The sequence below is a fragment of the Paraglaciecola sp. T6c genome (genome assembly GCF_000014225.1).
Taxonomy (GTDB): domain Bacteria; phylum Pseudomonadota; class Gammaproteobacteria; order Enterobacterales; family Alteromonadaceae; genus Paraglaciecola; species Paraglaciecola atlantica_A.
The window spans coordinates 2,697,989-2,724,978 of record NC_008228.1 but is presented as its reverse complement, the minus strand read 5'-3'; the positions used below and the strand labels follow the sequence as shown (position 1 = coordinate 2,724,978).

The window sequence follows — 26,990 nt, the reverse complement described above, 5'->3', positions numbered from 1 at the left end:
TCATATTCAAGGTATTCAAGCGGCATAAATCTAGGTAAAATTTAGGGTTACGAAGTTAGCCAATGTGTTTGGCTTATGTTTTCTACCCCTGAGTAAAGGACGTCTATGCCTGGGTTACACCGCATCATTCTAATTAATTGTCACCTTCCTGGTTTTGTTGAACTTGACGTATCTGGTCACAGTAATATCTGTGGCACCAATGCATCGGGTAAAACCACTTTGCAACGCCTGATCCCCGTTTTTTATGGCGAGCTTCCCAGTAAAGTGGTGCCCAAGACCCGTAAAAAATTCGATGAATTCTATTTGCCTCACGCCAATAGCTATTTAATTTACGAATATCAGCGCGAAGACGGTCAAGAATGTCAGGTGGTGTTAACGCGCAAAGGCAGTGATGGGGTGCAGTATCGTCTTATTGATGCGCCCTATAAGAGCGAGCAAATTCTTGTTGAAATGGAAAACGGCGAAGCGCAAGCGATGCTGCCAGAGCAATGGATTAAGCAGCTCAGGCAATTACAAATAGACTTCTCTCATAAAATTCAAGCCACCAGTGAATTTCGCGGCATTATTCAAAACGATGCCAGTGTGGGTGGAACAGGACGTGAAAACACCAAGTTAAGGCAACTGGCAAGCCGATACAGCTTGGTGTCTAGTGCGCATCGTATACGCCACATGGAAAAGCTAGTCAGTGCGGTACATGCTAAAGAAGGCAAGATGGATACTCTGCGTACCATGCTGGCAGCCATTTTTGAAGAAGATGGTTTAGTACAACCCACCACGACAGTAAAAAACACCAAAGCCCGTGAGTGGATCACCCAAATGCGCCAAACCATGCGTTTGCAAAGCATGCAGGGTGACTACGAAAAAATTCAGGAGCAAACAGAGCAGCTCAATGTCATTGAACAGCAATTGTTGTTACTGAAGCCGTTACTGGAACAAGACTTACAGCACCTAACCACAGAAAAAGCCGATGGGCAGGAACAGAAAAACAACTATAAAACCCAGCAACGCGCTGAAAAAGATATCTTCGAGCAAGCAGAAGGTGAACTGAACAGCCGGCTCAGTGAAACCAACGAGCAATTATCCGCCAAATCCTCTCGTTTAGATCACCTGCAGCAGCAGTACGAAAAGTACCAAGACTCAGATATAGAACAGCTGCAAAAAGACATGGATGCATTACCCCTAACGCGGGAAGAATACGAGCAAACGTTAGAGCAATACAACTTACTCATAGAGCAACACAAAGATCTGCAAAGCCAACTTGAGCAGCAGAAATTTAAATTATCTGAGTCATTAGAGCGCCTATCTCGTAAAAATCAGGCAAGCGTGAAGGTCATCAGGCAGCAAAAAGAAACTGTTCGTCAAACCCATCATGAAAAAGAAAGCGCTCTGCGCAGCCAATTCGAGCAGCGTAAAGAGCAGCAAGGGTCAGAGTTTGAACAACAGCTGATGGACGTTGAGCGCAGTATTGTGCGCCAAGAGCACCAAGCGAAGCACGCTTCTGCCACCGATGAAGAAATGGAAAATGGGGCGCTGGCCGATAAACGTTTAGAGCTCGCCCAGCGAGCATGGCAACAAAGCTCTGGTGCTAAAAAACAAGCTGAAGCTTTGCATCAGCAGTGCCAGCACAAACGTGATGAAGCTGACAAAACGCTACACAGAGCCCGTCTTGCTACCCGCCAAAGTAAAGATCATCTACAACAATTGCATAAGCAGCTTTCCCCTGAGCAAGACAGCCTACGTCAATTTTTACGAGACAATAAACCCGGTTGGGAGCAATCCATAGGGAAATTGATTGTCGAGCCTTTGCTTGAGCGAAAAGATCTTTCCCCTAAGTTAGTAGAGACCTCAGACGAACAACATTTATTGGGTGTGCAATTAGATACCTCAGTGATTGATGCCCCCGCTTATGCCCAAGATGAAACCGCATTGCGCGTGGCGCTTCAGCAAGCAACTAAACACTTATTAGCAGCCGAAAAAGAACAAAAAAGCGCTGAAGCAGAGCTTGATCAATTGCATCAAGAAGCTGAAATGCAGCGCGAAGTAGTCGCAGAGCGCAATCGTGCCTTTGAGCAAGCTGAACAAGAAGTCAGTTACGCCCAAAGCGCTAAGCAGCGTTACTCAGACGAGCTCAAAATCGTCCTACAAAAACGTCGTCAACAAGCACAAGCGGCCCTAGACACGTTACTGCAAGAGAAAAAGCAAATACTTGAGCAAAAAGCTGACGCCATTGCCTTGCTTAAATCCGATTACGACGAGCAGTTGCTTGAATTTAAATCTGGTTGGCAAGATGAAGTGGCTGTGCTTGATGAGCAAATAGATGAATTAGAAAAGCAAGTTGAGCAGAAACGTCAGCAAAATCGTGAGCAAATTAAACAGCTTGAAGAGGCATTTAACCAAGAGCTTGCTAACAAAGATATCGACCCAAATACCCTCAAGGCACTCAAACAGAAAACCGAAAGCCTAAAAAGCTTAATTCAAACGGTGACCAGTCGCCGCGAAGAGCTAAACGAATATAAAGCATTTATGCAGTCAGATTGGCTGAAACAACGCCCAATGTTACTTGAGCAAGAAGCCGAGCTTAAAGCATCTGCACAGCAACTAACTCAGCAACAAAGTACGCTGCAACGTCAATACCAAAACAAACGCACTGAGTTAAGCCAAGCCTTGTCAGCGATTGAAAAACGCTTATCGGCCTGCAGTGCATTGATCACCGAAATTGAACCTATGGTGCGCCAATTAGCCAATATTGCCTTTTCATTTAAAGCGAATGATGAAAGCGATATTAATTTAGGCGATCAAGCCGAGCGTATTAGTCGCTGTACCGAGGCGCTTGAGAGTCGCAGCCGCGGTGAGAAAAAACTTAAAGAGGCTTTGTCAGAGTTTGAAGCGAATCTCGGCAAAGATGCCGGCAAAGACTTTTTAGATACCATGCTACAAGCGTTTAGCGTGCTTGATGAAGATGCCAACGTGCGTGACCGCCTACCTATTTTGCAGCGTTTATTGAGTATTTTAGCCTCTCGTCAGCGACAAATCGTTGAGCAGGGTGAAACCATAGGCGGGGATTTAAATAAATTCTTTACTGTGTTTAGCGATATTAACCGTAAGATCTCACTGCAGAGTAAACGCCTCACCGACGAAGTATCAGATGATTTGACCCTAGATGGGATCGCCCGCTCAGAGGTAAAGATTATCTCCACCGTGGATGAACTGAATTTCTGGACTCCTCTTAAACGCTTTGCCGAGCAGTATGATAACTGGAATAAATCCGATGCCTTTTTGCCCAGTGAAACCTACTTAGATACTTTAGCCGATGTGGTTGAAGTGCTGCCAAACGATGCCAATTACAGCATTGAGTCTTTGCTGCGATTAGAGCTGCACCTAAATGAAGGCGGCTCAGATTTAGTGATTAAAAATGACAGGCAATTACTGGAGTCATCCAGTCATGGTATGGCGTATTTGATTTTGTGTAAGTTCTTATTGGCTTTTACGCGTTTGCTAAGAAACCAAGCGAATATTGATATCCATTGGCCTATCGATGAAATTGGTACGCTTGCCTATCACAACGTTGAAAAGCTGTTCGCTGCCTGTGATACCAATCACATCAATATTTTAGGGGCGTTTCCTAACCCTGAGTCTGATGTATTGATGTTGTTTAAACACAGATACTTAATCGATAAGCAGCGCCAACGCCTTGAGAAGATAGAGCCTAAGCTCAGTCGTATTGCTGAACGCTTGCAACAAAATAGCCTATCCAGCAGCAATGCTAACCACACAGCAGATAACAAAAATCCACAGGTGACAGCATGATAGAAAATGGCCCATTACTCGAGCGTTTACTTGAAGGCGAGTTTATTTGTGCGGTGACTGACGAGCACAGTTTTCATAAACTGCAAAACGAACAACTGGTTGAAGATCTAAATCATTTTTTGCGCCCTCTCAATCGCCGCGTGGCGAAAAGTGAAGACGGCGCCGTGTACTTCTTAGCCTATTGCGAGCTTAATCAACAAGCGCGGCAGCAACTCAGTCAGCAATTTAATGCGACGGTGCAATCATTGTTACCCATGCTCGAATGGATGCAATTGGTGCAAGAAGCCATGGGACGCGATGGTGCACTAAGTGCAGGGGATACCATCAAATTGCAAGACTTTGAATCAAAAGTGGTAGATAACCAATCCCTTATTCAGCGGTTAGGGCAGTTATCTAACGACAAGCTTTTTAAGTCCACCAGTGACAAAGCTGATATGCAGATCAAGCAAGTGTTTAAGCGCATCAAAGAATTGGGCTACATCTATCAGCCCCATAAAGACCGCTTGTTTTATATTGTGACCGGTAAAGTCGAGCAACTTATCGAATTAGTGCGTTTTATAAAAGACGAAGAAAATGTGCCCATTGACGAAGATGCTCCTGAGCAAGAGGCCATGTTTTGAGCAACATCAACGAAGGCAAAAGTAATGCCCAGAGCAATCCGTTATTTCAACTGGGCAAAGAGCGCCTAGAGCTGATTGGCAAACATGCAGAAGCCCTTATGCAAGGCTATTTGCAAGGCCATGTGGATGAAAGCAGCTTTAGCCAACAGGCGCTTGAAAAGTTAATCAATGGGCGTATTTTATGGCGCCCAGATGAGCAGCAACCCCTGAGTTTACGCCCTAATGTTAATGAGCTCATCGCTGGGTTAACCCAAGATGAGCGCAAACGTCAGATCAACTCTGACGTGGGCGAACATTTAGACTTAATTCATACCCGAGTGCAGTCGTTGCAAGCCGCTAGGCAAAAAGGCGACTACGCAGCAAGTGAGCATCATATGCAACTGCTGACTGAGCGGGTGCATGATATGACTGGGCAATTTGGCGATGCCATAGAAAGCCTCTGGCATAGGCTTAATACCGAGTTTGGTTTTGTCAGCAGTCTAGATGATAAAATTCTTGAAATTGAACTAGCACAGCGTCAATTAAGACGTATTCTCGATGGATTCAAAATCATTAGCTTTGATGATTTAATTCAACTTGCTGGCAGTGACGGCGGCCTACGAAAACTCCTCGTGAGTCAACTACAAGCGCGTATCTCCGAGCATTCGGGCTCTTTGCTGGAAGTACAAAAACGTTTGGTGTTGTTAATGGCGCGTTTCCGTCATCAACAAGAGCGCGCTTTGTTGGTCAATCGAATGAGTGCGTTTTTACGTCAACACCCAAATTTCAAAGTCGGGGATTACCCAAACCGCAGTCAAGTACCCGCTGTGATCAATCAAGCTCACGGTATCATTGCACAAGCATTTGTTGCCCTTGATAGGCCACAAGACAGTTATGCACTGGCTGAAATTGCCCGAGCTATCCCGCGAGATCTAGTGCCTGAGTCGCATTCAGAAAAGCAAACTCAAGGCTTTGCCACGTCAGTACAAGATTTGGTGGCCACAGAGCAAAAGCAGTTGGCCAAAGATGTTGAAGATTTCTTCTTGCATGTCATTGAGAGCAGCGCGGCGATCAGCGGGGTCGATTACCTCGCCGAGAATGAGCTGCCGTGGGAGCCTGAAATGTGGCTGTTTCAGATTGTGGCTGAATACGAAGGCCTACCGCAACAAAATAAGCAAAGCTTCATGCTGGAAAAAGACAGCGCGCGCAAGAGTCCGTTTAACCACCTGCACATTATCCAAGATGTTAAATTAGGCATGCGTTTCTTCGGTGATTTTCAGGCCGCGAGCTAGCATTTATGACTGACTCATTGATGCCTAAGGCCAAGCTGCTGCTCAAAGAACAGTACTTTGCTTTATTGCATGATGAGCAGACCCGCACCAGCAAAACAGCCACAGTCAGCCATATTATGGCCTGGTGCGAGCAAGAATTTATTCAGCCTGGGCAATGGTTAAATAAGCAAAAGCACTTCCGTTTTACTCGTCATGGCATTGAGGCCATACGCGACAATTATTTGCTGAGTGTGGGTGAGGATATTTTTGCTGATTTTAGTGAGGATATACATCAAAGTGCAGCCTTAAAAAGCACAGATGAAAAGCAAGGGCGAATAAAACCCACGCAATCGTTAGTGCTGTGTGCGCTGTCTCATCAAGCGCCTTTGTTATCAAATGACATGCAAACACTCAACGCGTTTAATCAGCAGTTTTACCCGTGTGAGCAAGTTAATGTAGAACTGGATTTAGCTAGGCTGAATTTAGCGGATTTCGACAACCTGCTGGTCATCGAAAACCGCGATAGTTTTAATGATTGGCATCGCTTTCAAGGGCAGGTGACGCAAAAACTAACTAAGCTTTTGGTTATTTACCGTGGTGACAGTGAACACAGCAGCAGTACTAAGGCGTTACTCGAACATTGGCAACACGCGCGTCCCCGTTGCCCAAGGATTTATTTTGGCGATTTCGATTTAGCAGGCATGCGCATTGCGGTATCGGGCCAATATTCCCATCTTTTGCTGCCAGAAGTAGATTGGCTAACATCACATTTAGTTAAACAACATTACCCAGATGTACAACTCAAATTTCTAGCAAATTTATCGCTGCACTGCCCACAACAATGGCAACATTTGTTGTCGGTGATGCAGCAGCAGCGTGCAGGCCTGCGCCAGCAAATGATGTATCAAACGGCATTGGTGCTTTATCCGTGTTGAGTAATATCCATTGATCAGCCAATAAATTATATACTTCTGGTCGCCATGGCGGGTGATACGCTCATTGCGCGCACTGCGGGTCTAATCACCGCTAATTGACTGATCACAAAGATGATAAATATGCCTAGCGGTAAATAGAAAATAGGCAAGGGGGTAAGTGCGTACCGTGAAACAAGAAAGATGTTTAACACCAAGGTGAGCACAACGCCAAGAGCAGCGCCAATGGCGCAAAGCAATGCATTCTCAAGCATAAAATGCTGCAAAATTTGTCGTTTATTTGCCCCCAGGGCTCTGCGTATACCAATCTGCTGGCGTCGCTTATCAATATTAAAACTGGCCAAGCCTGCTACGCCCATGGCGGTCACAAACGCTAATACAATAATCACGACTAATAGAATGCTCACAGTCGCAATGTCTGCGGCATAAATTTCGTTTTTAGCTTGTTGAATACTCTTTATTTTACGTATGACGCGCTGAGTGTTTTCTTTAGCGAGTGTTGCTGAAAGGCTTTGCATCAGATCATCTAGTCTATTGGCATGGGTACGGATCACATAGCGTGCTGAGTTATGGGTCACTCGGGCAGGGGAGATAATGCTATTTTCAACGTGCTGCCATTCAACCCAAGGCGCATGCAGTTGTTCGACTATGCCTTTGACCACAATAGGCGTGCTTTGATTGACATATATTGTTTTGCCTACCGCACGTTGCCAATCTGACTCACCGAATAATGCCGTCGCTGTGGCTTTACTGATCAATACGTGACTTGGCCATTTGCTGTCCGCCTCGTTAAGCCATAGGGTATCTTGCTCATTGAAATTTTCGCCGGCCACTAGCGTTAAAGCAAAGGTGTTAATACCATGCTCATCAAACTTGTAACTAGCTGCAGGGATGAGCGCAGCGTCTTTATCGGTGCTGGTTTGTAATTCATACCAGTTACCGCTATCAGACAGAGGAAACGAATTAGTCTGCACTGCGTCAATCACACCATCAGTGGTGCGAATAAGCCTCAAGTCATTTTCAATTGTCGCCCTAGGGTTAAAGTCTCGCGTAAAACCAGAGCTGGTCAAAAAGAAGGTGTGCTGCTCATCAATACCAGTATGGCGTTCAATATGACTGAAACGATCCCAAGTTATTGCTAAACCATTAGTGATGATAGCCATGGTAATTGCTATTTGAAAGACAACTAACATAGCGCTGAAACGCTGCCGGGTTAAGGCGCGAAAGATTGGACCTACATTAAGAAATACGTTCATCTACATGATCTGCTTATTGCTTGATTTGCATAGCGGGCATCGGCCTGCACGCTGTATACACGGGGACAAGGCCGGCTACGATAGTGCCTAACACTGCTAATGCAATCACACCGCTGGCGATGGTGATATTCAAGTGAACTAAATGGCCGTATCCGGCATAAAGTGCAGCAACACCTTGCAAGCCAACTACTGCTAAAAAGACACCCAATACGCCGCCACAAAAACCTATTAATATAATTTCTAGTGAATACTGCATAACAATTTGGCCAAAATTAGCACCAAGGGCTCGGCGCAGGCCTATTTCACTGTGCTTGGCATGTAGCTTTGCACTGAGTAAACTTGCAGCATTGATCAGGCAAACCAGCAAAAACATTAACGACAGCCAAAACATGACTTGCACATCTTGTTTAACCACTTGTTTGTAATCAAGCCACTGCTCTACGTTTAACAAGCGATTGTTAAGCGGGCGCGGAAAGCGGCCCAGAGACTTTTGTTGTTCGACGTAGTTTGTCAAAAAGAGACTGAATTTAGACAGCTCGTTAGGATCATCAAGCTCCACCCAAAGTTGAAAATTGACGCATTCTGAATTCAAAAATGCATCGTAGCGCTCACTTTCCACCGCCTTCCAACAACTGGTTATGCCGCCGTGGGGCAATTCGAATTCCGCTTTCAAACCCAGCGGGAGATACATCTCTTCAGGGTCGCTAAATGCACCGTAAGACATGTCGTAAAATTTCGGTGAAAGATGCCAGTCGTCTAAAACGCCAACAACCGTAAAGGTGGCACCAAGCATGGTCAAGGTTTGCCCCACGGAGTTAGCGCCATCAAACACCCGTTGGTTAGTCTCTTTACTCAGAACCACCACGTAATCATTATTGTGCTCGGCACTTTCATCCCAGCCCGCACCGTAAATAAACGGCACATCGAACATAGGGAAAAAGTCTTTACTGGTCACGCGCATCACCGCCAAAAAAGGTGTTAAACCTTGCTTTGCAGGGTTCACCATACCCCAAGTAATGGCACTGGCGCTTTGCCGCTTAGCGTATTTTGCCTGTACGATATTATTGGCATCTGTCCAGGTCACAAGTTCGGGGGGAAGGTTGGGCGCCACAGCGGCTTGATTCGGATCCCAATTATCCAGTTGAACGCGAAATAATTGTGCACTTTTATGGGCTATTGGGTTTGCTGACATACTAGTAACAAGCGTTAGTGTAATAGTGCAAGCTGCGATCCCCAAGGCAATGGTTAGCATGGTTAACGCGCTATGTATTTTAGAGCGAAAAATACTGTTTATTGCCAAGCGGCAGTAATAGCTAAACACGTTGTACGCTATCTGCTTGGGGCGAAGTGCTTGATGTACTTGAGTCACACACACGGCCGTCGCGCACCACTATTTGTCGCTGAGCCTGCTGGGCTAAACTTTGGTCGTGAGTGACCATGATAATAGTCGTGCCACTTTGGTTGATTTCTTGTAGCAACGCCATCACACTTTTTGCCATCTCACTGTCTAGATTACCTGTTGGCTCATCGGCCAGTAAAAATCGTGGTGAGCCTGCTAGCGCCCGTGCGATAGCGACTCGCTGTTGCTGACCACCTGATAACTGAGCAGGGAAATGTTTTAAACGCTTGCCTAAGCCAACTCGCTCTAAGCTATTCAATATTCGCTCCTTACGCTGGGCAGTATTAAAGCCACGGTAGCGCAGAGGCACGTCTACATTATCAAATAAATTCAAATCGGGAATTAGATTAAAGCTTTGAAAAATAAAGCCTATCTTTTCATTGCGTAATTGACTGCGCTGACGGTCGGTCAAGCCCTGAATATCTTGCCCATCAAGAGTGTATTCGCCACTATCGAACGTTTCGAGCAAACCTGCCACGTTTAAGAATGTGGTTTTACCTGAGCCTGAAGTACCGGTTACAGCCAAAAAATCCCCTTCGTTGACCTGTAAAGTAAAATCTTTGAGTGCATGGGTTTGCACTACATCAGTAGTAAAGACCTTACCAATATTATTCATTGCTAACATACTTCACCTTGTTGTTATTGTTGTTTATCGCATATAGACAGTGGTGTCAACGAACTGGTGAATCTAGCGTGCTAACAGCACTGATTCAGCTCCATCGAGGGCGTCGGTTGAAGAGATAATAACCTGGTCACCCTCGGTCAAACCGGCCAGTATTTCCACTTCACTTAAGCTGCGCGCACCTATCGTAATCGGCTGGCGTAATGCCATATTGTCTTTAATGACATAGGCAAAGCGACCATTGTCACTTTGTAAAAATTGACCACGGGGTAGGGTTAACACAGATGACTTGTTTTCCATGAGTATTCTTGTGCTCAGTCGCTGATTCTGCCTTAGGCCTTCTGGTTGCTTTAGGGCTTCGCCTTGATGGTTTTCTTTGGCGAAACGCACACGCCCGGCAACTTGGTTATTCTCAATTTCGGGGGAAATAGTCACTAAAACAGCGGCGTATTGTTGAGAGTTTAAACTGACTTGTGCATCCATACCGATTGCTAAGTCGTCTGCGTAACTCTCGGGGATATCAACGTCTAATTCAAATTCGGATAAATCCACCACACTTAAAATCGGTTGATTCTTACTAACCTGATTTTTCTGTTGCACCGCAAGGTTGCCAACGATGCCATCCACAGGAGAGCGCACTTGAAGCTGATCAACTTGGCGCTTAGTTTCTGATACCTGTAACGCTTGGCGTTGTACCAATAACTGCTGGGTTTTTAACTCAAAGTCGAGGCTTTCTTGATCTAAGCTGGCGTCTTGCAATGCATGCTTGAGCACCAACTGCGCATTTTTTAAATCGTCTTGGGCTTTTTCAAAATCAATTTGACTTATGGCATGGGTGGCATAGGCATTATCGGCGCGGCGCTTTTCACGCTCTGCTGCTACGGTGGCAACCTTGGCCAAATCCGCGGCTTTTTGTTTCTCTAGGGCGAGTTTTTTGCCTTGGATCCGTTGTCTGTCTAATTCCAGCTTATTACGTTGTAAGCTAGATTCTTCCTGCTTGAGCTGATTAGTTAATTCTGGACTTTCAATAGTTGCCAATAATTGGCCTTTCATTACTTTGTCACCGGCATCAACTTCAAAGGTGATCGTGCCTTGCGCTGGGCTATAAAGACGAGGGCTAACGGCGGCAACAACACGACCTTGAACGGATAAATCTCGTACAAAGTCTTTTACGGTCACTGTGGCTACCCGCACATTTCGCATCGACAGACTGGTATCCGCAGACGACCAGTTACGTACCGTACTCCAAAATACATAAATAAGCGCTGCGCACAGAAACAGAACAGCGACGACAACCCATAGGCTTTTCTTAGAAGAAGGTTTTTCGAGCACGGTATCCTGTGCACTTGTATCGGTTATATTCAATTATGTTCCTTGAGACATTCGCCATAGACGAGTACATTTACACCTTGACCCAAGCCTTTTAACGTCTTGTTTCACAAGGGTAAATTAATTGCGCCTGAGTGTCTATACAACTTGATAACAATTACTTACATTTTGAAAAAAGGATGAGAATAAACATTATGTTAGCCCTACGTCCTACGTGCGAGCACTGCAACAAAGCATTACCACCTGATGCCAAAGATGCCATGATTTGTTCATTCGAATGCACCTTTTGTGCAGTGTGTGTTGAACAGATATTGTCAAATGTATGCCCTAATTGTGCAGGCGGTTTAACCCATCGGCCGATCCGCCCTAGCCGTAACTTCGTTAATCATAATTGTTTAGAGCAATACCCCGCGAGTAGCGAGATAATTCATAAACCTGTTGATCTGAAGAAACACAAATTACTGTTAAGTATGCTCAAAGGACTCGGCCCCGAGTTTAGATGAGAACCTCATACAGCAAGGCCTGAAGGACTGATTAATAAATTTCGATGATGCTTGTGTATAAGATGTTAAATCTATAACGTTCTGTTTACGTAAATTAAAGGATAACGTTGTGATGCAAGCACAGCCGCAAAAACACTTTTCAACCTGTACCCTATGCGAAGCCATGTGTGGCATTGAAGTGACCACAGTGGAACGTGAAATTATCTCCATTGCTGGGGACAAAAAGAACCCCTTTAGCGAAGGTCACGTATGCCCTAAAGCGGCTGCCCTTAAAGATTTATACGACGATCCACAACGTTTACGCCAACCTATGCGTAAAACAGCCTCAGGCTTTGAACCTATTGGCTGGGAAGAAGCACTAGATACGGTCGCCGAAAAATTACATGGCATTCAACATAAGCACGGTAAAGATGCAGTTGGGGTCTACCTAGGTAACCCAAATGCCCACAATATGGGCAGCATCTTATTTGGTCCGTATTTCTATCGCGCCTTGAACACCCATAATCGCTATTCTGCGACCTCTGTTGATCAATTGCCTCATCATATTGTGAGTCGACAGATGTTTGGGCATCAGCTGCAAATTCCAATTGGTGACATTGATCACACCGATTATTTCATGATCATAGGTGGTAATCCTCTTGCTTCAAACGGCAGTATCATGACCGTGCCGCACATTAAACGTCGCTTGAAAGCGATCCAAAAACGTGGCGGCAAGGTGGTGGTGATCGATCCTAAAAAATCAGAAACGGCAGATATAAGCTGCGACCATCACTTTATTAAACCAGGTAGTGATGTATTGCTGATGTTAGCCATGTTACATACGCTATTTGCCAAAGGCTTAGTGGATGCTGGAGAGCTACTAGAGCACGCTCCGGATTTACTGCAAGTTGAAGCATATGTAGAATCGTACTCACCAGAGCGAGTGGCAAAGAGAGTAGGGATAAGCAGCGAAGAAATAGAGACGATGGTGAGTGAATTTTGCGCAGCAAAGTCGGCTTTTTGTTACGGCAGAATGGGCGCGAGTGTGCAAGTCTTTGGCACGTTGACTCAGTACCTTATTATGTTGTTCAACATGCTTTCCGGTAACTTCAACCGCCGAGGCGGTATGATGTTCACCCAACCAGCGGCAGATACTTTACCTCACTCTGGGCGTGGCACCATGGGTAAGTACAGCTCGCGCGTACGTAAGTTGCCAGCCTTTGCGGGGGAATATCCTGTCGCTGCATTGTCAGAAGAAATCACCACCCCAGGGGATGGGCAAATTAAAGCCATGGTGATAGGTGGGGGCAACCCGGTACTCACCACATCAAATGGCAAACAGCTAGATAAGGCCTTTGAGCAACTAGAGTTTGTGGCGGCGGTAGATTTCTACATTACCGAAACCAGTCGCCACGCGGATATTATTTTGCCACCCGTCACCGCTCTAGAGCGGGATCATTACGACGTGGTATTTCATAATTTCGCGGTGCGTAACAGTGCGAAATTTTCACCTGCATTATTTAGCCAACCAGCGGATACCAAAACAGATTGGCAAATATACCTTGGCCTAGCAGAGCGCATCGATCACCTAAATGGTAAAGCCACTGAGCATTATGCCAAACTGTGGGAAAAAGAGCCTACTGGGGTGGTGGACGACATGCTCAAATCCGGTCGTTACGCCAATGGCGAGCACGATATTAGTATTCAAACCTTGCGCGATCAGCCTCACGGCATCGACTTAGGCCCTTTACAACCTGAGTTACCCGGGGCTATTTATCACACAGACAAAAAAATCAGCATGGCGTTTGATTACTTCATGGCTGATTTGCCTAGAGTTGAGCACCATTTTTTCAGCGATTCGTCTCCCCTAAATGCTCGTTCAGCAGCTACGTTAGATTTGATTGGTCGCCGTCACTTGAAATCAAATAACTCTTGGCTACATAACAGCCCAAGAATGATGAAAGGCGTGAAGAGCAATCAAAAAGGCCAAAACCCCCGTTGCAGTGCGCAAATACATCCAGATGATGCAGCACGGTTTAATATTAAAGATGGGCAGTTTATCACTGTTACATCCAGGGTAGGCCAAGTGGAAATTGCCGCTGAGCTAACTGAAAAGATCATGCCTGGCGTGATTTCTATCCCTCATGGCTGGGGTCACAATAAAGCGGGTAGTAGCTGGTCGTTAGCTGAGCAAAACAGTGGCGTAAGTGTCAACGATTTGACCGATGAAATGTGCCTCGATGAATTGTCTGGCAATGCAGTGCTTAATGGCGTGCCAGTGACCATTGCTGCGCTTGAAAGCCCACCAGTATAATTGCTAGATATAAAAAGACCGGCTCACGTTATTCTGGTACGTGAGCCGGTCCTTTTGTTCACATTAAGCATTCCTCTTACTTTTATACCTATGAGGGACTTGTTTAAACGGCGTTGGCCGACTCTTCCTGGGAGACCCTGAAAAATCCAGCGTACAACACAGGTACCGCGCCTAACGTCAGCACCGTGCCCACAGCGAGACCAAAAGCAATCACACACGCCATGCCATAAAAAAGTGGGTCGTGGCTGAGTATCAATGGCAGTAGGCCCGCCACGGTAGTAATGGTGGTCATCGCAATAGGCCGGACCCGAGTAATACAGGCGTTCACTATGGCATCGTAATCAGACGCACCGTCACGTCGCTCAATATCAATTCTATCAATCAACACAATTGCATTATTGATGATAATCCCCGCTAAGCTGTACAAGCCCAAGGTCACCATAAAACCAAACGGTGCAAACATAACGCTTAAGCCCAGTACCGCTCCGATAAAGGACAGAGGCATGGTTAATACAATGATGCCTGCACGCCTAAATGAGTTAAATTGCGCCACTAACAAAATCAGAATCAAGCCTAATACCATTGGCATGCTTGCGCTAAGCGCCTGTTGTGCTTCTTGTGATTGCACGATCACACCGTCGTATTCGATGTGATGATTTAGCGGCAGCTCAGCGGCCAATTTTTGAATATCTGCATCGATTATTGCTTTTAAATCTTCTGCAGCCATACGGCTATTTCTGGCCTCAACACTGACAGTGGTAAACATGTCTTCGCGCTGAATAATCGAGTATTGGTTTACCGGTGAAAACTCAGCTACCTGAAACAGCGGGATAGCCTTGCCCGTGGCTTGAGAGAACACATTCAATGAGCGTAAACGGTCTAGGTTGTGCCTCTCAGCATCACTGGCCCTGAACATGATAGGGATGATGTCATCTTCTTCTCGAAACTCTGTGACCGATGCACCAGAGAAATACGCTTGCAAAGAATTAGCGATGTCTTGTGAGGTAACTGATGCGCGGCGAGCACGTTGCTGGTCAACCCGCACTTCAATTTTAGCAATCATACTTTCCCAGTCATTGCGGATGTCCCGGGTATCTGGCACATCATAGAGCAGGTCCATGACCTCTTGGGCTTTTTGATAAATGACGTCTTTGTCTGGGCCTTTAACTTGGATTTTAATCGTTTTTGAGTCAGACGGGCCCAAGAACATCTTTTTAGCCCGCACAGAGATGTTGACGAAATGCTTTTCGAGATCTTCATCAAGCTTAATAGCTAACGCGGCGATGTCGTTCTCTGGTTTGATATTAAGCACCATAAAGGCTTTATTCTCGGCGGGATCCTCAGGACTTAGAGACAATACAAATCGTGGCCCGCTGAAACCAACATAAGCAGAATGGCTTTCAATAAAGTCATAACCTGAATCATTATCAAGCCAATCCATGATATTGCGTATTTGGGTGTTAGTTTGTCGCTCAGATGTGCCGCTGGGTAAATCGATGTTAACGATCAATTGATTACGATCAGATTCTGGAAAAAACTGTTTTGGTATCACTTTCATGGCGAATACCGACGCGATTAATAGTGCGAATAGCGTGCCCATAAAAAGCAATTTATAGCGCAGGATCACGTGCAAGAACGATTCGTAACGCTCTGTAACTTTCTTTGAAGCCAGTGCATCAGCGCCACCCTGAGGCTCATCCACTTTGATAAAGTGATAACACAACAGTGGTGTAACGCATAGCGCCAGCACCCAGCTGGTCAATAAAGTGATCAAGATAACCAAGGATACCGAACGCGTGTACTCTCCGGCAACGTGCTCAGCGAGCATCAGGGGTAAGAAAAACAAAATAGTCGTGGCGGATGAACTGAGTAAAGGTACCGCAAGTTCTTTACCGCCTTGGGTCATGGCCTTGAAACGCTCTTCGCCATCTTCTAAACGTCGCTTAAAATCCTCAGCGATAACGATGCCATTATCCACCAGCAAACCTAAGGCGATGATGAGCGTGGCCAGACTCATGCGCTCTAAACGAATGTCAAAAACTTGCATAATAGTTAAAGTCGAGAGCATGACAAATGGCACTATCGTGCCAACGATTAGACCAGTGCGCATGCCTAAGAAGAGCACCACCACAATCAACACGATAATGAGCGTTTGTAGTACGTTCATAGACACACCTTGAACGGTTTTTTCCACTTGCTCGGCTTGGTACGTGGCGATATGCAGTTGATATCCAACAGGCAGAGAACTTTCAAGTTGTTCAATGGCGGCTTTGAGGCGAGGGGCATACTCCAATATATTGTATTCAGGCAACATAGAAATGGCGAAAACAATGGCTTGCTCGCCATTGAAGTAGGCTAAGTCATCTGGCGGGTCAACATAGCCTCGATTAAGTGTGGCAATATCGCTAAGCGCAATTGACTCTTGGGTCCCTGGAATGGTTATGTACGTTTCTGCTAAGTCTTCTAGACTGCTAAAGTTGCCCGTAGGCTCAATGATAAAAGACAATAAGCCCGTGTCGATTTGTCCGCCCGAACTAATGATATTCTGGGTTTGAAGTGCGCTCATTAATGCATTGGGAGAAATGCCTAGCTGAGAGAGTTTCGCGTTAGACGTTTCTAAATAAATGCGCTCATCTTGTACCCCTAGTAATTCAATTTTTTTCGTACCTTTTACCGCATACAAGGTATCCCGGGTGTGCTTTGAAATGTCGAACATCTTACTTAAGTCAAAACCATCTGCGGTGAGTGCCAATGTCAGTACTGATACATCGCCAAACTCATCATTCACATAAGGAGCGCTGGTTCCTTCTGGAAGTGAGGCTTGTGCTTGCGCCACCTTGTTGCGCACGTCTTGCCATATTGCATCTAAGTTAAAGTAACGGTCGTATATTTCTACGTGAATAACGGATAAACCGGTAGAGGAAGACGAGCGTAGTTTTTCCACTTCGGGTATTTTGCGGATTTCTTCCTCTAGTGTTTTGGTGATCAATAGCTCGACACGATCAGGCGACATACCAGGGTACGCAGTACTTACAATTGCTTCACGAATAGTGATGCTTGGATCTTCACGTGCAGGCAGGGTGAAGTAGGAGATGACGCCATTGATGAGTAAAATAGCAACGATCATCAGTACCAATTTCTGATGTTTAAAAGAAAATTCCGTAAGATTCATAGTGCTCAGCCGTTAGTTGAAGCGTTTTACATTGGCATCGAGCAAGGTCACTTTCTGACCATCTCGCAGAAAGGACACGCCCGCGATAGCGATAATTTCCTGCGCTTTGAGGCCTTTTGCGATAAAGACCTCATTACCCAAAATGTTGCTGGCCACTACGTCTCGTTTTGACACGGTTTGCGTAGCGTCGTCATAAACAAATACGTACTTAGTTTGATTCAAGCCCGCACCTAACGCAGACACAGGAATGATCATGGTTTTTTTCGCCGCTACATTTGCACCATTCATCTGACCGCCAAGGTTCTTGCCTTTAGCACTTTGGGTATCGGCAGATTGGCCCTCAGTGCTTTGACCATCTCCTACTTGGGACAAGGCGTTTTCATATGTCTCATTGATATAGGTGATGTCTACTTCAGCCGTCATTCCAGCGCGCAGTTGCGGTGAACTGCCGTTTAATACCATAGTGATAGGGAATGCATTTGCGGTCTCAGCTCGGGTACCCACTTCGGTGATAACACCCGTTAGTTCAACATTTGGCGCGGCAGGGAAACGCACAGGAACAATCATACCGTTGGATAATTGTTGAATTAAACTCTCAGGTACTGACACATGAACTTCAAGACCGCCGTGACCTTCAACTTCAAATACGCTTTGTCCCGGAGAAATTTGCTGCGATGGCTCAATCATACGTTTAGTAATAACGCCATCGTAGGGGGCTTGAAGGGTACTGTCTTGTCTGTCTTTGGTGGCTAGTTCAAGCTGACTTTTAGCGACTTCAACGTTACTTAGGGCTGATTTATACGCTGCTTCTGCGTTGTCAAAACCAGACTTTGATACCAACCCTTGTTCAACAAGTTCTTTATAGCGCTGATACTCGTTTTCAGCTTCGTTCAGTGCTGAGCTAGCTTGGGCGTACTTAGCTTGAGCGGATTGATAGTTAAGATTAAAACTGCGTTGGTCGAGTGTGGCTAGTACTTGACCCTTAGTGATTTTCTGGCCTAGATTAACCGATACACCATCGACTTTACCGCCAACCAAAAAGCTCAGTGACGCTTTTTCAATCGCGGCAGTGGCACCGGCTAATCTGCGCACTTGGGTCAAGTCATGCGTTTTTACCTTTGCCCAAGCAATGGGCCGAATGACTTCGTGTTTAACCTCTGATTGTTCAGAACAAGCGGTGAGCACAAAGAGTATGCTCAGTACTAGGCTGCTAAATAAATATGTAGTTTTGTTCACGTGTTCATCCTAGAAAATGAAATTATTACGGTTAACTTATTCTTAAACACACTACTTTATGTTACGCGTAACCTATGCGCGCCTTTAAAATAAGTATCTGTCTAATATGCCTTCACTATGTATAACGCCACGTAATCGCTAGATTAATGCGTGAAAAGAGCGAGATACGCGGTGACCGACACGCGGTGTGCGACACCCGCTGTGCGTAATCCGTCACCACTGTTGTGCACATAAAATGCGCTATTTGTCGGCGCTTACTGATCCTGTGATTGTGCTTTATTTAGCACACTGGTCCTATTATTGGTGTCTCGACTCGCAACAATCACTTGGTCACCGTATTGGGTGTTGTTCGATTTGGCGAGACGGTCATAAAGTAATACGTTCACCGTCGCTGCTAAGTTCATGCAGCCTTTAGTCGGTACATACACCACATGTTGGCATCTATCTAAAACGCTTTGTTCAATAGAGCCATCTTCTGGACCAAATACATAGTATGCATGTTTAGGGTGCCTAAAGTGAGGTAAGGGCGTAGCGCCCTCTACTAATTCGACAGCCACCATGGCTATGCCGGGCGCCGGCTCAGGTGTGGTGACCTGTTCAACTGGAATGTTTAAACCGACATTTTTAGTATCGGTATTGAACGCTCGAGCGCGCGCATAGCGTTCCCCTGTGTAGTAGATGGTATCAGCGCCATAACATCCGGCTGCACGCAGAATACTGCCCATGTTTTGTGGGCTTTTAGGATTAATGATGCACAGGGCGACGCTGTCCTTTTTAACTTCGCTGCCGTCTGCAGTTTGACCATCAGCGGTGCCTTGGTTTTTGCTATCAGTATCAATATTATTTTGCATTTCTGTCGATATTCCCATTAACTCGCCAATATCTGGTTAATGTTGGCAAGTTGTTCTGGGCTAAATTGTAGGTTGTTCAAAGCGGCTACGCAGTCTTCAATTTGCTCCACTCGGCTAGCGCCGATAATTGCAGAGGTCACAGCCTGGGGGTGAAGTACCCAAGCCAATGCAAGCTGCGCTAAACTCTGATTGCGCTCAATGGCTACTTCGTTGAGCTTTTGCACCTTTGCTATTTTGTCTTGAGTGATATGGTCAGCGCTCAGATGGATTTGCTCAGTGCGTGCAGCGCGTGAACCTTCAGGGATACCCCTAAGATACTTATTGGTTAGGAAGCCCTGGGCTAATGGGGAAAACACCACTGAGCCAACGCCGTTGTCTGCAAGCGCATCGGTCAAACCCTCTTCAATCCAACGGTCAAACATATTGTAGCGGGGCTGATGCACCAACAATGGTGTGCCTAAATCATTAAGAATAGCGATAGCCTGTAGAGTTTGCTCGGCGCTGTAATTTGAAATACCCACATACAAAGCACGCCCCGAGCGGACTATGGTGTCCAATGCTTGCATCGTTTCTTCCAGCGGCGTGTCCGGGTCAAAGCGATGGGAATAAAACACGTCAAAGTATTCAAGCCCCGTGCGCTTTAAGCTTTGGTCACAGCTGGCAAGCAAATACTTGCGTGAGCCACCAATACCAAACGGGCCTGGCCACATGTCGTAACCGGCTTTACTGGATATCAGTAACTCGTCGCGATAGGGCGCTAAGCTCTTTGTTATTATCTTGCTAAAGGTCGATTCAGCAGAGCCGTAGGGAGGGCCATAATTGTTGGCTAAATCAAAATGATTGATCCCCAAGTCAAATGCTTTGTGCACCATCGCTTGAGCATTGCTGTATGTATCGACTTCGCCAAAATTTTGCCATAAACCTAAGGATAATCGGGGTAGTTGAATACCGCTCTTACCACAACGCTTGTAAGGCATATTTTGGTAGCGGTCTTCGCTTGGTAAATAGGTAGGGTTTGGCTGATGGGTGATCATAGCAACTCGACTGGCAAAATTTTCGATAGCCTAAACCAAAGCCTTTGAATTCTCAATTTATGTATGACAATTCAAAGGCTTCATCGCCACGCTAAATCTTAACGACTTTATTCGCCCATTGTTTCGAGGTCTCTATTAAGTGTGCGGTTTTCGCTCGCATGCGCAGCAGTAATACATACGCCAGAGGAACGAGCACCAAGCTGGTCGCGGTAGAAAAGGTTAAGCCACCAATGATCGCTATCGCCATAGGGGAATAGGCCGGGCCATCACCGCCAATAGAGGTATTGCCTAGTGCCAATGGCACTAAGCCAACAATAGTGGTCGCAACTGTCATCAAAATAGGTCTCACCCGGGTTAAACATGCCTCAATGACGGCGGCATTGATTGCTATACCCTGACCAATCAACTGATTGATCCGGTCGACCAGCACAATGCCGTTATTCACCACAATTCCCATCAATATCAGCATGCCTATCATGCTCATGACCGACATAGCGGTGCCTGTGACAAACAACGCCCAAAATACACCGGTCAGTGAGAATAATAATGAGGTGATGACTGCGGTGGGTAACAGTAATGATTCAAACAGTGCAGCCATCACGATGTAAATCATGCAAATGGCCAATAACATGTTAGTTTGCATGACAGCTTCATTCTGGTTTTGTCTATCGATACTGCCATCAAAGGTCCAACTATAACCATCGGGTAGGGTGAGGTACTGCATCACGTTTTCGATACGCTCTTTGGCTTGCTGCAGCGTAACATCCTCTTCCATATTTGCACCTATGGTCAAGGAGGTTTGACGGTAACTACGGCGGATTTCTGCTAAGCGCGGTACGATTTTGGTTTCGCTGACCATATCTAGCGTAATGGTCCGCTGACCAATGCGAGAAATGGTGAGGTTTCTAAGTTCTGTAATAGACTCCTGCAGTGCTTCATCGAACAGCATACGTATCCCAATCTCACCACTTTCAGCGTCTCTAAACGTACGAAGGTTAGTACCGCGTAAACCACTGGCAATAGTGTTGGCAACATCGCTGGCGGATAAGCCATAACGATAAGCTTTGTTTCGATCGACAATCACTTGCAGTTCGAATTTCTGATTATTGCCCTCAATTCCCACGTCAGTCAGGCCATCAATTCGCTTAATTGCTGGTAATACACGTTCAGCGACGTCACTTAAGGATGCAGAAGAGTCACCTAATAAGGTTAGCTGCAGACCACCGCCATTACCTTCTTCCCACTTAAAGGATGGACGAGCGCGGGCAAACTTAGGCATATCTTTGAGGATCCGCTCTTTTAGTTCGCCTTTAGAGACTGGCATATCATTTTTTAGGGTCAGCGCTGACGTCGCTTCACCCGCTGTAAAATAGGTGTAGACCTGCTCAATTTGAAACGCATCTTGATTGGCGTACAAGTAAGCTTCCATTTTGTCGACTGATTTTTCAACCTCAGCCAAACTGTAATTGCCTTGTATGTCATAGTTAAGCCATAACCGACTGTTGTTGTCGTCATCATCATCCCCAGTGACAAACTGCATAGGAATAGCCGTGCTGACGAGTATCAGTAGAGCAATAACACACGTTAGGCCACGGTGCGTTAGAGACCAGCTAAGGACGCGTTGGTATTGTTTGGCGAGTTTACCCATGCCAGGTGCTTGAGCAGTTGCACTCACGGTTTTGCTCGATAGGCCGCTGGATAATCGGCTAGTAAGCAGGGGGATCAAGGTTTGGGCGATAAGCAAAGACGCGAACAATGAAATACAAATAGCGATGGCCACATGCTCAAGAAAGATGGTGAGATTCACTTTTACGCCAATTATGTTAGGTAAAAATACTATTGCTGTGGTGGTCGTCCCTGCAATCACTGCCAAGCTGACTTTACCCACACCTGCTTTTGTGGCGTCAATTGGGTTAGGGTAATGATTGCGTTCTTGTTGAATACTCTCGGTGACTACCACGGCGTTATCCACTAACATGCCCACCGCAAGCATCAAACCCATCATGGACAGTATGTTGACGGTGTACCCCATGAAGTACATACACCCTAACGTGATGCAAATAGAAAAGGGCACGGATAAAACAACGATTAATGTTGTGGTTAAGTTTCGTAAAAACGTATACAGCACCATAACGGATAGCAGTGCACCGAGTAAGCCTGCATTGAGTAAATCGCTCAAGGATTCGGTTACACTTGCAGCTTCATCATCCATCACGAAAAGTGTGATGCCTGTAAAGGCAGGACTCTCATCGGCGTGGTTAATGACTTTCATGACTGCATCGGACACCGCGACCAAGTTACTGTTTGACTCCCTATAGATATTAAAGCCAACGGCGTAGGTTCTGTCTAAATGTCTGCCCTCGGTGCGCTTAGGGCTTTCATAGCCAATTCGGGCGATGTCACTTAACAGTACGCCCTTTTTGATGATCAACGCGTTAATGTCTTCTATTTTGCTAAATTCGCCCTGTGGATTGATGGTTATCTTTTGTTCTAGGTCGTAAAAAGAGCCTGCAGTCATAGCAAAGTTTGCTTGGCGCAGCGCACTGAGCAGTTGCGTATTGGTAATACCCAAACTGGCTTGTTTTTGGGTATCTATACGAATAGCGATCTGTTTTTTAAGCACGCCGTATAACTCAACTTTTGACACACCTGCAACTCGTTCAATGGGTATTTTAAGGTTGCGCTCAAGTAAGTCATAGGCATCTGACAAGTCACGCTCACTGGATACCCTCAACTGGAAAATAGGTAAATCACTGGTATTGAATTGATAAACCAAAATTCGCTCTACATCTGCAGGTAAGTTATTGCGAATGGCGTCTATCTTTTCTCTGGCTTCAATGCCCTTGGCTTTGAGGTTTTCGTCCCAGGCAAATTGTAGCTGTATTTCAGCCGCGTCTTCGGTTGACTTCGAACGTAAGCGCTTGATGCCTGACATGGTGGCCAGTACTTCTTCCACTGGGCGAGTGATCATTTTCTCTATTTCAGCCGGTGTGGCATTTTCATAAGGAATTCGAATGGCTATTTCAGGGATATCAATACTGGGGAATTTCTCCAGCGGTAATAGTTGCGAGGCCAAGATGCCAAATAACAACATGGACAAGAACAACATTCCTATTGTCACGGGGCGTCGCATAGCAAAGGCCGCTAAGCTGGCGCCTGCAGCGGCGAATTTGGCTTGCTCTTGTTGATTCTGTTGCATGTCGGGCTTATTCATAACCTAGCGCCTTGTTTGTCATGCTCGTCGGTTGCGCATTTTGCGCCATTAATGCATCTGATTTGCGATCAAACAGGGCATATAAACACGGAATAAAGAACAAGGTGAGCAGCGTTGCGAACAGCAAGCCAAATATCACGGTGACTGCCATAGGAATGCGCATCTCAGCACCTTCGCCAAGCCCAAGCGCCATCGGCAGTAACCCTAGGGAAGTGGTTAAGGTTGTCATCAATATAGGACGAAGTCGATTGTGGGCGGCCTCGATAATGGCCTGTGTCTTTATTACGCCCTCTGTCCTCAACTGATTAATGCGGTCAATAAGCACAATCGCATTATTCACCACAATACCTGCCAACATGATAAGACCAATAAACACCACCACGCTGATGTTCGTTTGAGTGATAAACAAGCCGAATATGGAGCCTGCACATGCCAGCGGCACAGTGAGCAGTATCAATAGTGGATGCAACAGCGACTCAAATTGAGATGCCATGACCAGATACACTAAGAAGACAGCCAGTGCCAGAGCAAACTTCAAAGACGCGAAACTGGTTTTCATCTCTTCGCTTTGACCGGCCACTCGTGCTTGCAGCGAATACGGTAAGTTCATGTCTTTAATATGTTGATTAGCCATCTCAACAGCTTGGGCTAAATCACCATAGGCGAGATTGGCAGATATCACCGCGACGCGTTCTTGCCCGATGCGGGTAATTTCACTTGGTCCAATAGACATGCTCAAGTCCGCTACGGCATTTAAAGCAATGGCTCGCTGTGCCCCAGGATTCACTATAATGCGCCCTATATCCTCAATTGAATCACGCTGCGTGTTGAGGCTGCGAACCAGAATATCAATTTTGCGATCATCTAAATTGAACTGGCTTGCCACTTCACCACCGACTTTGGCGTTTATCAGTGTGGATACCTGGGGTGCACTTAAGCCTAGTTGAGCAAGTTTTGCGTGATCAAAGGTGATTTTAAGCTCTGGTGTGCCTCGCTGCAGGGAGCTGGTGACATCGCTAAAACGCGAGTCTTGTTGTAGGGCGTCTACTAAGATTGCGCTGTATTTAGCCAAGCTAGTGAGGTTGTAGCCAACTAAATCGATAGATAACGGAGCTGCAAAGCTAAACAATTCAGGTTGGCCAAACTCTGCCTGCACCCCAGCTTGTCTTCGTAAGTAGTCTCGCATTTTCTGTTGTAGGCTTTTTAGTTGCTCACTTGTTGCATCGCTTTGCATCACAACATTTAATTTGCCCCAGTTTTCGCCGCCCTGTCTGGCTGACGCGTTCATTAAACTGCCAGTGCCGGCCAATGAATAAGTGCGTTTTACGCCGTCCTGCGCCTCGGTAAAGGCGGACAATGCGGATAAGGTATTATCGGTATAGCTGAGCAATGTGCCGCTTGGTAACGTGACTTCAACGTAGAATTCCCCCTGAGACATACTCGGGATGAGCTCCATACCGAGCCGCGGAATAAACATTAATGAGCTGGCGGCTATTGCCACTATGCCAACCAGCAGCAACGCGGGTGCCCGCAATGCGAGTTTTAGTAAGCGTGCGTAATAGAAAGACACGGAATTGAGGGCTTTTTCAAATAGCCAAAGCAGCGGTTTGAAAATAAAGCCTAAAAGCTTAGCTAACGCTCTAAATACGATGAGTACTGCTGTAGATAAAATAAGGGGTAGGTAATGAAACACCCCACGGGATAACCACACAAAAGGCAGCGCGAGAGTGGCGAAGATCCGTTTAGTGACACTTGGTTCGCCGCCACTTTTAACACCAGCCTGACCACCAGAGCTGTTATTAAGGCTAGGGTCAAAGTCAGAGTCAAAACCTGCACCAGACAAGTCAATGGTGTCATAAAAGGGGTTTGTTAACGGGCGTGGGGGTTGCTGATGCGTGTTAGCGCTGTCCGTTACACCTAGGGACGTGTCGCCATGAGCGGGTTTCGAGCGCGCTTGTGCCGCCAACATAGGAATAACGGTTAACGCAACAAGCAAAGAGGCTCCTAACGCAAAGGTAACGGTCAGGGCTTGATCGGCAAACAATTGACCGGCGATACCTTTAACAAATACCAAAGGAAAGAATACCGCCATGGTGGTAAGGGTAGAGGCGATGATCGCCATGGATACCTGTTTCGTTCCTTGTGCTGCCGCCTGTTTAACATCGCTTTGTGTTTGCTTGTGCCGCTCTATGTTTTCAAGCACGACAATGGCGTTATCGACCAATAGGCCGATGGCCAACGCAATACCGCCCAAACTCATGATGTTCAAGCTGATGTTGTTGCCATACATAAGGTTGAACGTGGCAATGATAGACACAGGAATAGAAAGAGAAATGATGAGGGTGGGCCAAACATTACGTAGAAATAAATACAACACCACCATCGCCAGCACGCCACCTATTATGCCTGCAGATTTTACATCGTCGATGGCATTAGCAATGAATACTGACTGGTCGTAAATCAGCTGTATTTTGTAGTTAGCCGGTAATGCGCTTTCTAGTTGACGCAGTTCTGCATTTACATTTTGCGCAACTTGTACTGTATTAGCATCCCCTTCTTTGTAAATGGCAATTTCGACTCCTTCTAACCCGTCGAACCGTGTAATTGAATTCCGCTCTTTATAAGCATCTTGAATAACAGCAATATCACCTAAGCGGATATTTTTGTTGTCACGTCGAGCAACAAACACATTTTGCATATCTTGTATGCTAGTGAACTGATTAAGGGTGCGTACGGTGTAAGCTTGAGAGCCATCGTCGACACGCCCGCCTGCAGCATTAACGTTTTCTTCTTTTAAGCGTTTGATGATGTCGCTCATGGGGATGGCTAATTGACTGGCCTTTTGTTGATCAACCAATACGTGAATTTCGCTTTCTAAGCCGCCGCCTATTTTGATCGACGCTACACCGCTGATGGATTCTAACTTACGCTTAATTTGTTGCTCTGCGTACTCCCGCAGTCGTTTCATGCTAGTTACATCAAGCGCGGCGCTTTGAGTGACGTCAACGTTTTTTCCGGTATTACTGGTGCTGCCAATACCGAAACCGAGGCGCATGACGGGATCTAAACTTGGGTTGAAACGCAGCAACACAGGCTTTTCAACGTCTAAAGGTAAAATTAAGGTATCGAGCTTTTCACGTACCTCTAGACTTGCCATGTCCATGTCAGTGCCCCATTCAAACTCCAGCAGCACATCGGACTGCCCAGAGGTAGATGAAGACGTGACCTTACGCACGCCTTTAACAACGCCAATGGTTTCCTCAATAGGCTTAGAGACAAGCTGTTCGATTTCGCCAGGTGCTGCCCCTACATAATCGGTACGAATAGTCAGGGTAGGGTAGGATAATTCAGGTAATAGGTTAATGGGTAAGCGTGACAGCGACACCATGCCAAATAACACAATGGCAAAGGTGAACATCCACACCGCGACCGGGCGCTTAACTGCTATATCAACAATATTCATGCTAGGTGT

General features: G+C 46.0%; 16 protein-coding genes. 6 read left to right on the top strand and 10 right to left on the bottom strand.

Annotated features, from left to right (window positions below):
• Window positions 1-105: 105 nt before the first annotated feature.
• The 4 genes from PATL_RS11445 to PATL_RS11430 are packed head-to-tail and all read left to right on the top strand — an operon-like array spanning window position 106 to window position 6,612.
• A complete protein-coding gene (locus PATL_RS11445) occupies window positions 106-3,807 on the top strand; it encodes an ATP-binding protein (protein ID WP_011575045.1) in 3,702 nt (1,233 codons plus the stop codon).
• Window positions 3,804-4,427, top strand: a complete 624-nt coding sequence (locus PATL_RS11440) for a condensin complex protein MksE (RefSeq protein WP_011575044.1) — start codon at window positions 3,804-3,806, stop codon at window positions 4,425-4,427. The genes PATL_RS11445 and PATL_RS11440 overlap by 4 nt, the downstream gene beginning before the upstream one ends.
• On the top strand, window positions 4,424-5,698 hold the full coding sequence (locus PATL_RS11435; protein ID WP_011575043.1) for a hypothetical protein: 1,275 nt from the start codon (window positions 4,424-4,426) through the stop codon (window positions 5,696-5,698). The genes PATL_RS11440 and PATL_RS11435 overlap by 4 nt, the downstream gene beginning before the upstream one ends.
• Window positions 5,699-5,703: 5 nt before the next feature.
• A complete protein-coding gene (locus PATL_RS11430) occupies window positions 5,704-6,612 on the top strand; it encodes a DUF7281 domain-containing protein (protein ID WP_011575042.1) in 909 nt (302 codons plus the stop codon).
• A gap of 26 nt (window positions 6,613-6,638) precedes the next feature.
• Here the strand turns inward: PATL_RS11430 and PATL_RS11425 are convergent, their stop codons facing one another.
• From PATL_RS11425 to PATL_RS11410, 4 genes are all read right to left on the bottom strand, one after another.
• On the bottom strand, window positions 6,639-7,772 hold the full coding sequence (locus PATL_RS11425) for an ABC transporter permease (RefSeq protein WP_232283218.1): 1,134 nt from the start codon (window positions 7,770-7,772) through the stop codon (window positions 6,639-6,641).
• A 106-nt stretch (window positions 7,773-7,878) separates the two neighbouring features.
• Window positions 7,879-9,186 (bottom strand): ABC transporter permease, encoded by a 1,308-nt coding sequence (locus PATL_RS11420; RefSeq protein ID WP_011575040.1) that lies wholly within the window; start codon window positions 9,184-9,186, stop codon window positions 7,879-7,881.
• Window positions 9,179-9,889 carry an ABC transporter ATP-binding protein gene (locus tag PATL_RS11415; protein ID WP_041713726.1) on the bottom strand — a complete coding sequence of 237 codons (711 nt, stop codon included), beginning with the start codon at window positions 9,887-9,889 and terminating at the stop codon, window positions 9,179-9,181. Before PATL_RS11415 ends, PATL_RS11420 begins: the two co-directional genes overlap by 8 nt.
• Before the next feature lie 63 nt (window positions 9,890-9,952).
• Complete coding sequence (locus PATL_RS11410; protein ID WP_041713724.1) at window positions 9,953-11,251, bottom strand: efflux RND transporter periplasmic adaptor subunit; 1,299 nt, start codon at window positions 11,249-11,251, stop codon at window positions 9,953-9,955.
• Window positions 11,252-11,394: 143 nt separating this feature from the next.
• Between PATL_RS11410 and PATL_RS22470 the strand changes: the two genes are divergently transcribed.
• Window positions 11,395-11,718 carry a DUF1272 domain-containing protein gene (locus PATL_RS22470; protein WP_011575037.1) on the top strand — a complete coding sequence of 108 codons (324 nt, stop codon included), beginning with the start codon at window positions 11,395-11,397 and terminating at the stop codon, window positions 11,716-11,718.
• A gap of 112 nt (window positions 11,719-11,830) precedes the next feature.
• Entirely contained in the window at window positions 11,831-14,011 is a 2,181-nt protein-coding gene (locus tag PATL_RS11405; RefSeq protein WP_011575036.1) for a molybdopterin-dependent oxidoreductase, read from the top strand.
• Between the two features lie 103 nt (window positions 14,012-14,114).
• Here the strand turns inward: PATL_RS11405 and PATL_RS11400 are convergent, their stop codons facing one another.
• From PATL_RS11400 to PATL_RS11375, 6 genes are all read right to left on the bottom strand, one after another.
• The gene (locus PATL_RS11400) at window positions 14,115-17,183 is read right to left on the bottom strand and encodes an efflux RND transporter permease subunit (RefSeq protein WP_011575035.1); all 3,069 of its coding nucleotides are present in this window, start codon (window positions 17,181-17,183) and stop codon (window positions 14,115-14,117) included.
• Between the two features lie 12 nt (window positions 17,184-17,195).
• Complete coding sequence (locus PATL_RS11395) at window positions 17,196-18,419, bottom strand: efflux RND transporter periplasmic adaptor subunit (protein WP_011575034.1); 1,224 nt, start codon at window positions 18,417-18,419, stop codon at window positions 17,196-17,198.
• A gap of 254 nt (window positions 18,420-18,673) precedes the next feature.
• Entirely contained in the window at window positions 18,674-19,270 is a 597-nt protein-coding gene (locus PATL_RS11390; protein WP_011575033.1) for an RNA methyltransferase, read from the bottom strand.
• 17 nt (window positions 19,271-19,287) lie between these two features.
• The gene (locus tag PATL_RS11385) at window positions 19,288-20,304 is read right to left on the bottom strand and encodes an aldo/keto reductase (protein WP_011575032.1); all 1,017 of its coding nucleotides are present in this window, start codon (window positions 20,302-20,304) and stop codon (window positions 19,288-19,290) included.
• Window positions 20,305-20,395: 91 nt separating this feature from the next.
• On the bottom strand, window positions 20,396-23,518 hold the full coding sequence (locus tag PATL_RS11380) for an efflux RND transporter permease subunit (RefSeq protein WP_011575031.1): 3,123 nt from the start codon (window positions 23,516-23,518) through the stop codon (window positions 20,396-20,398).
• Window positions 23,511-26,981, bottom strand: a complete 3,471-nt coding sequence (locus PATL_RS11375; RefSeq protein WP_011575030.1) for an efflux RND transporter permease subunit — start codon at window positions 26,979-26,981, stop codon at window positions 23,511-23,513. Before PATL_RS11375 ends, PATL_RS11380 begins: the two co-directional genes overlap by 8 nt.
• Window positions 26,982-26,990 lie beyond the last annotated feature (9 nt).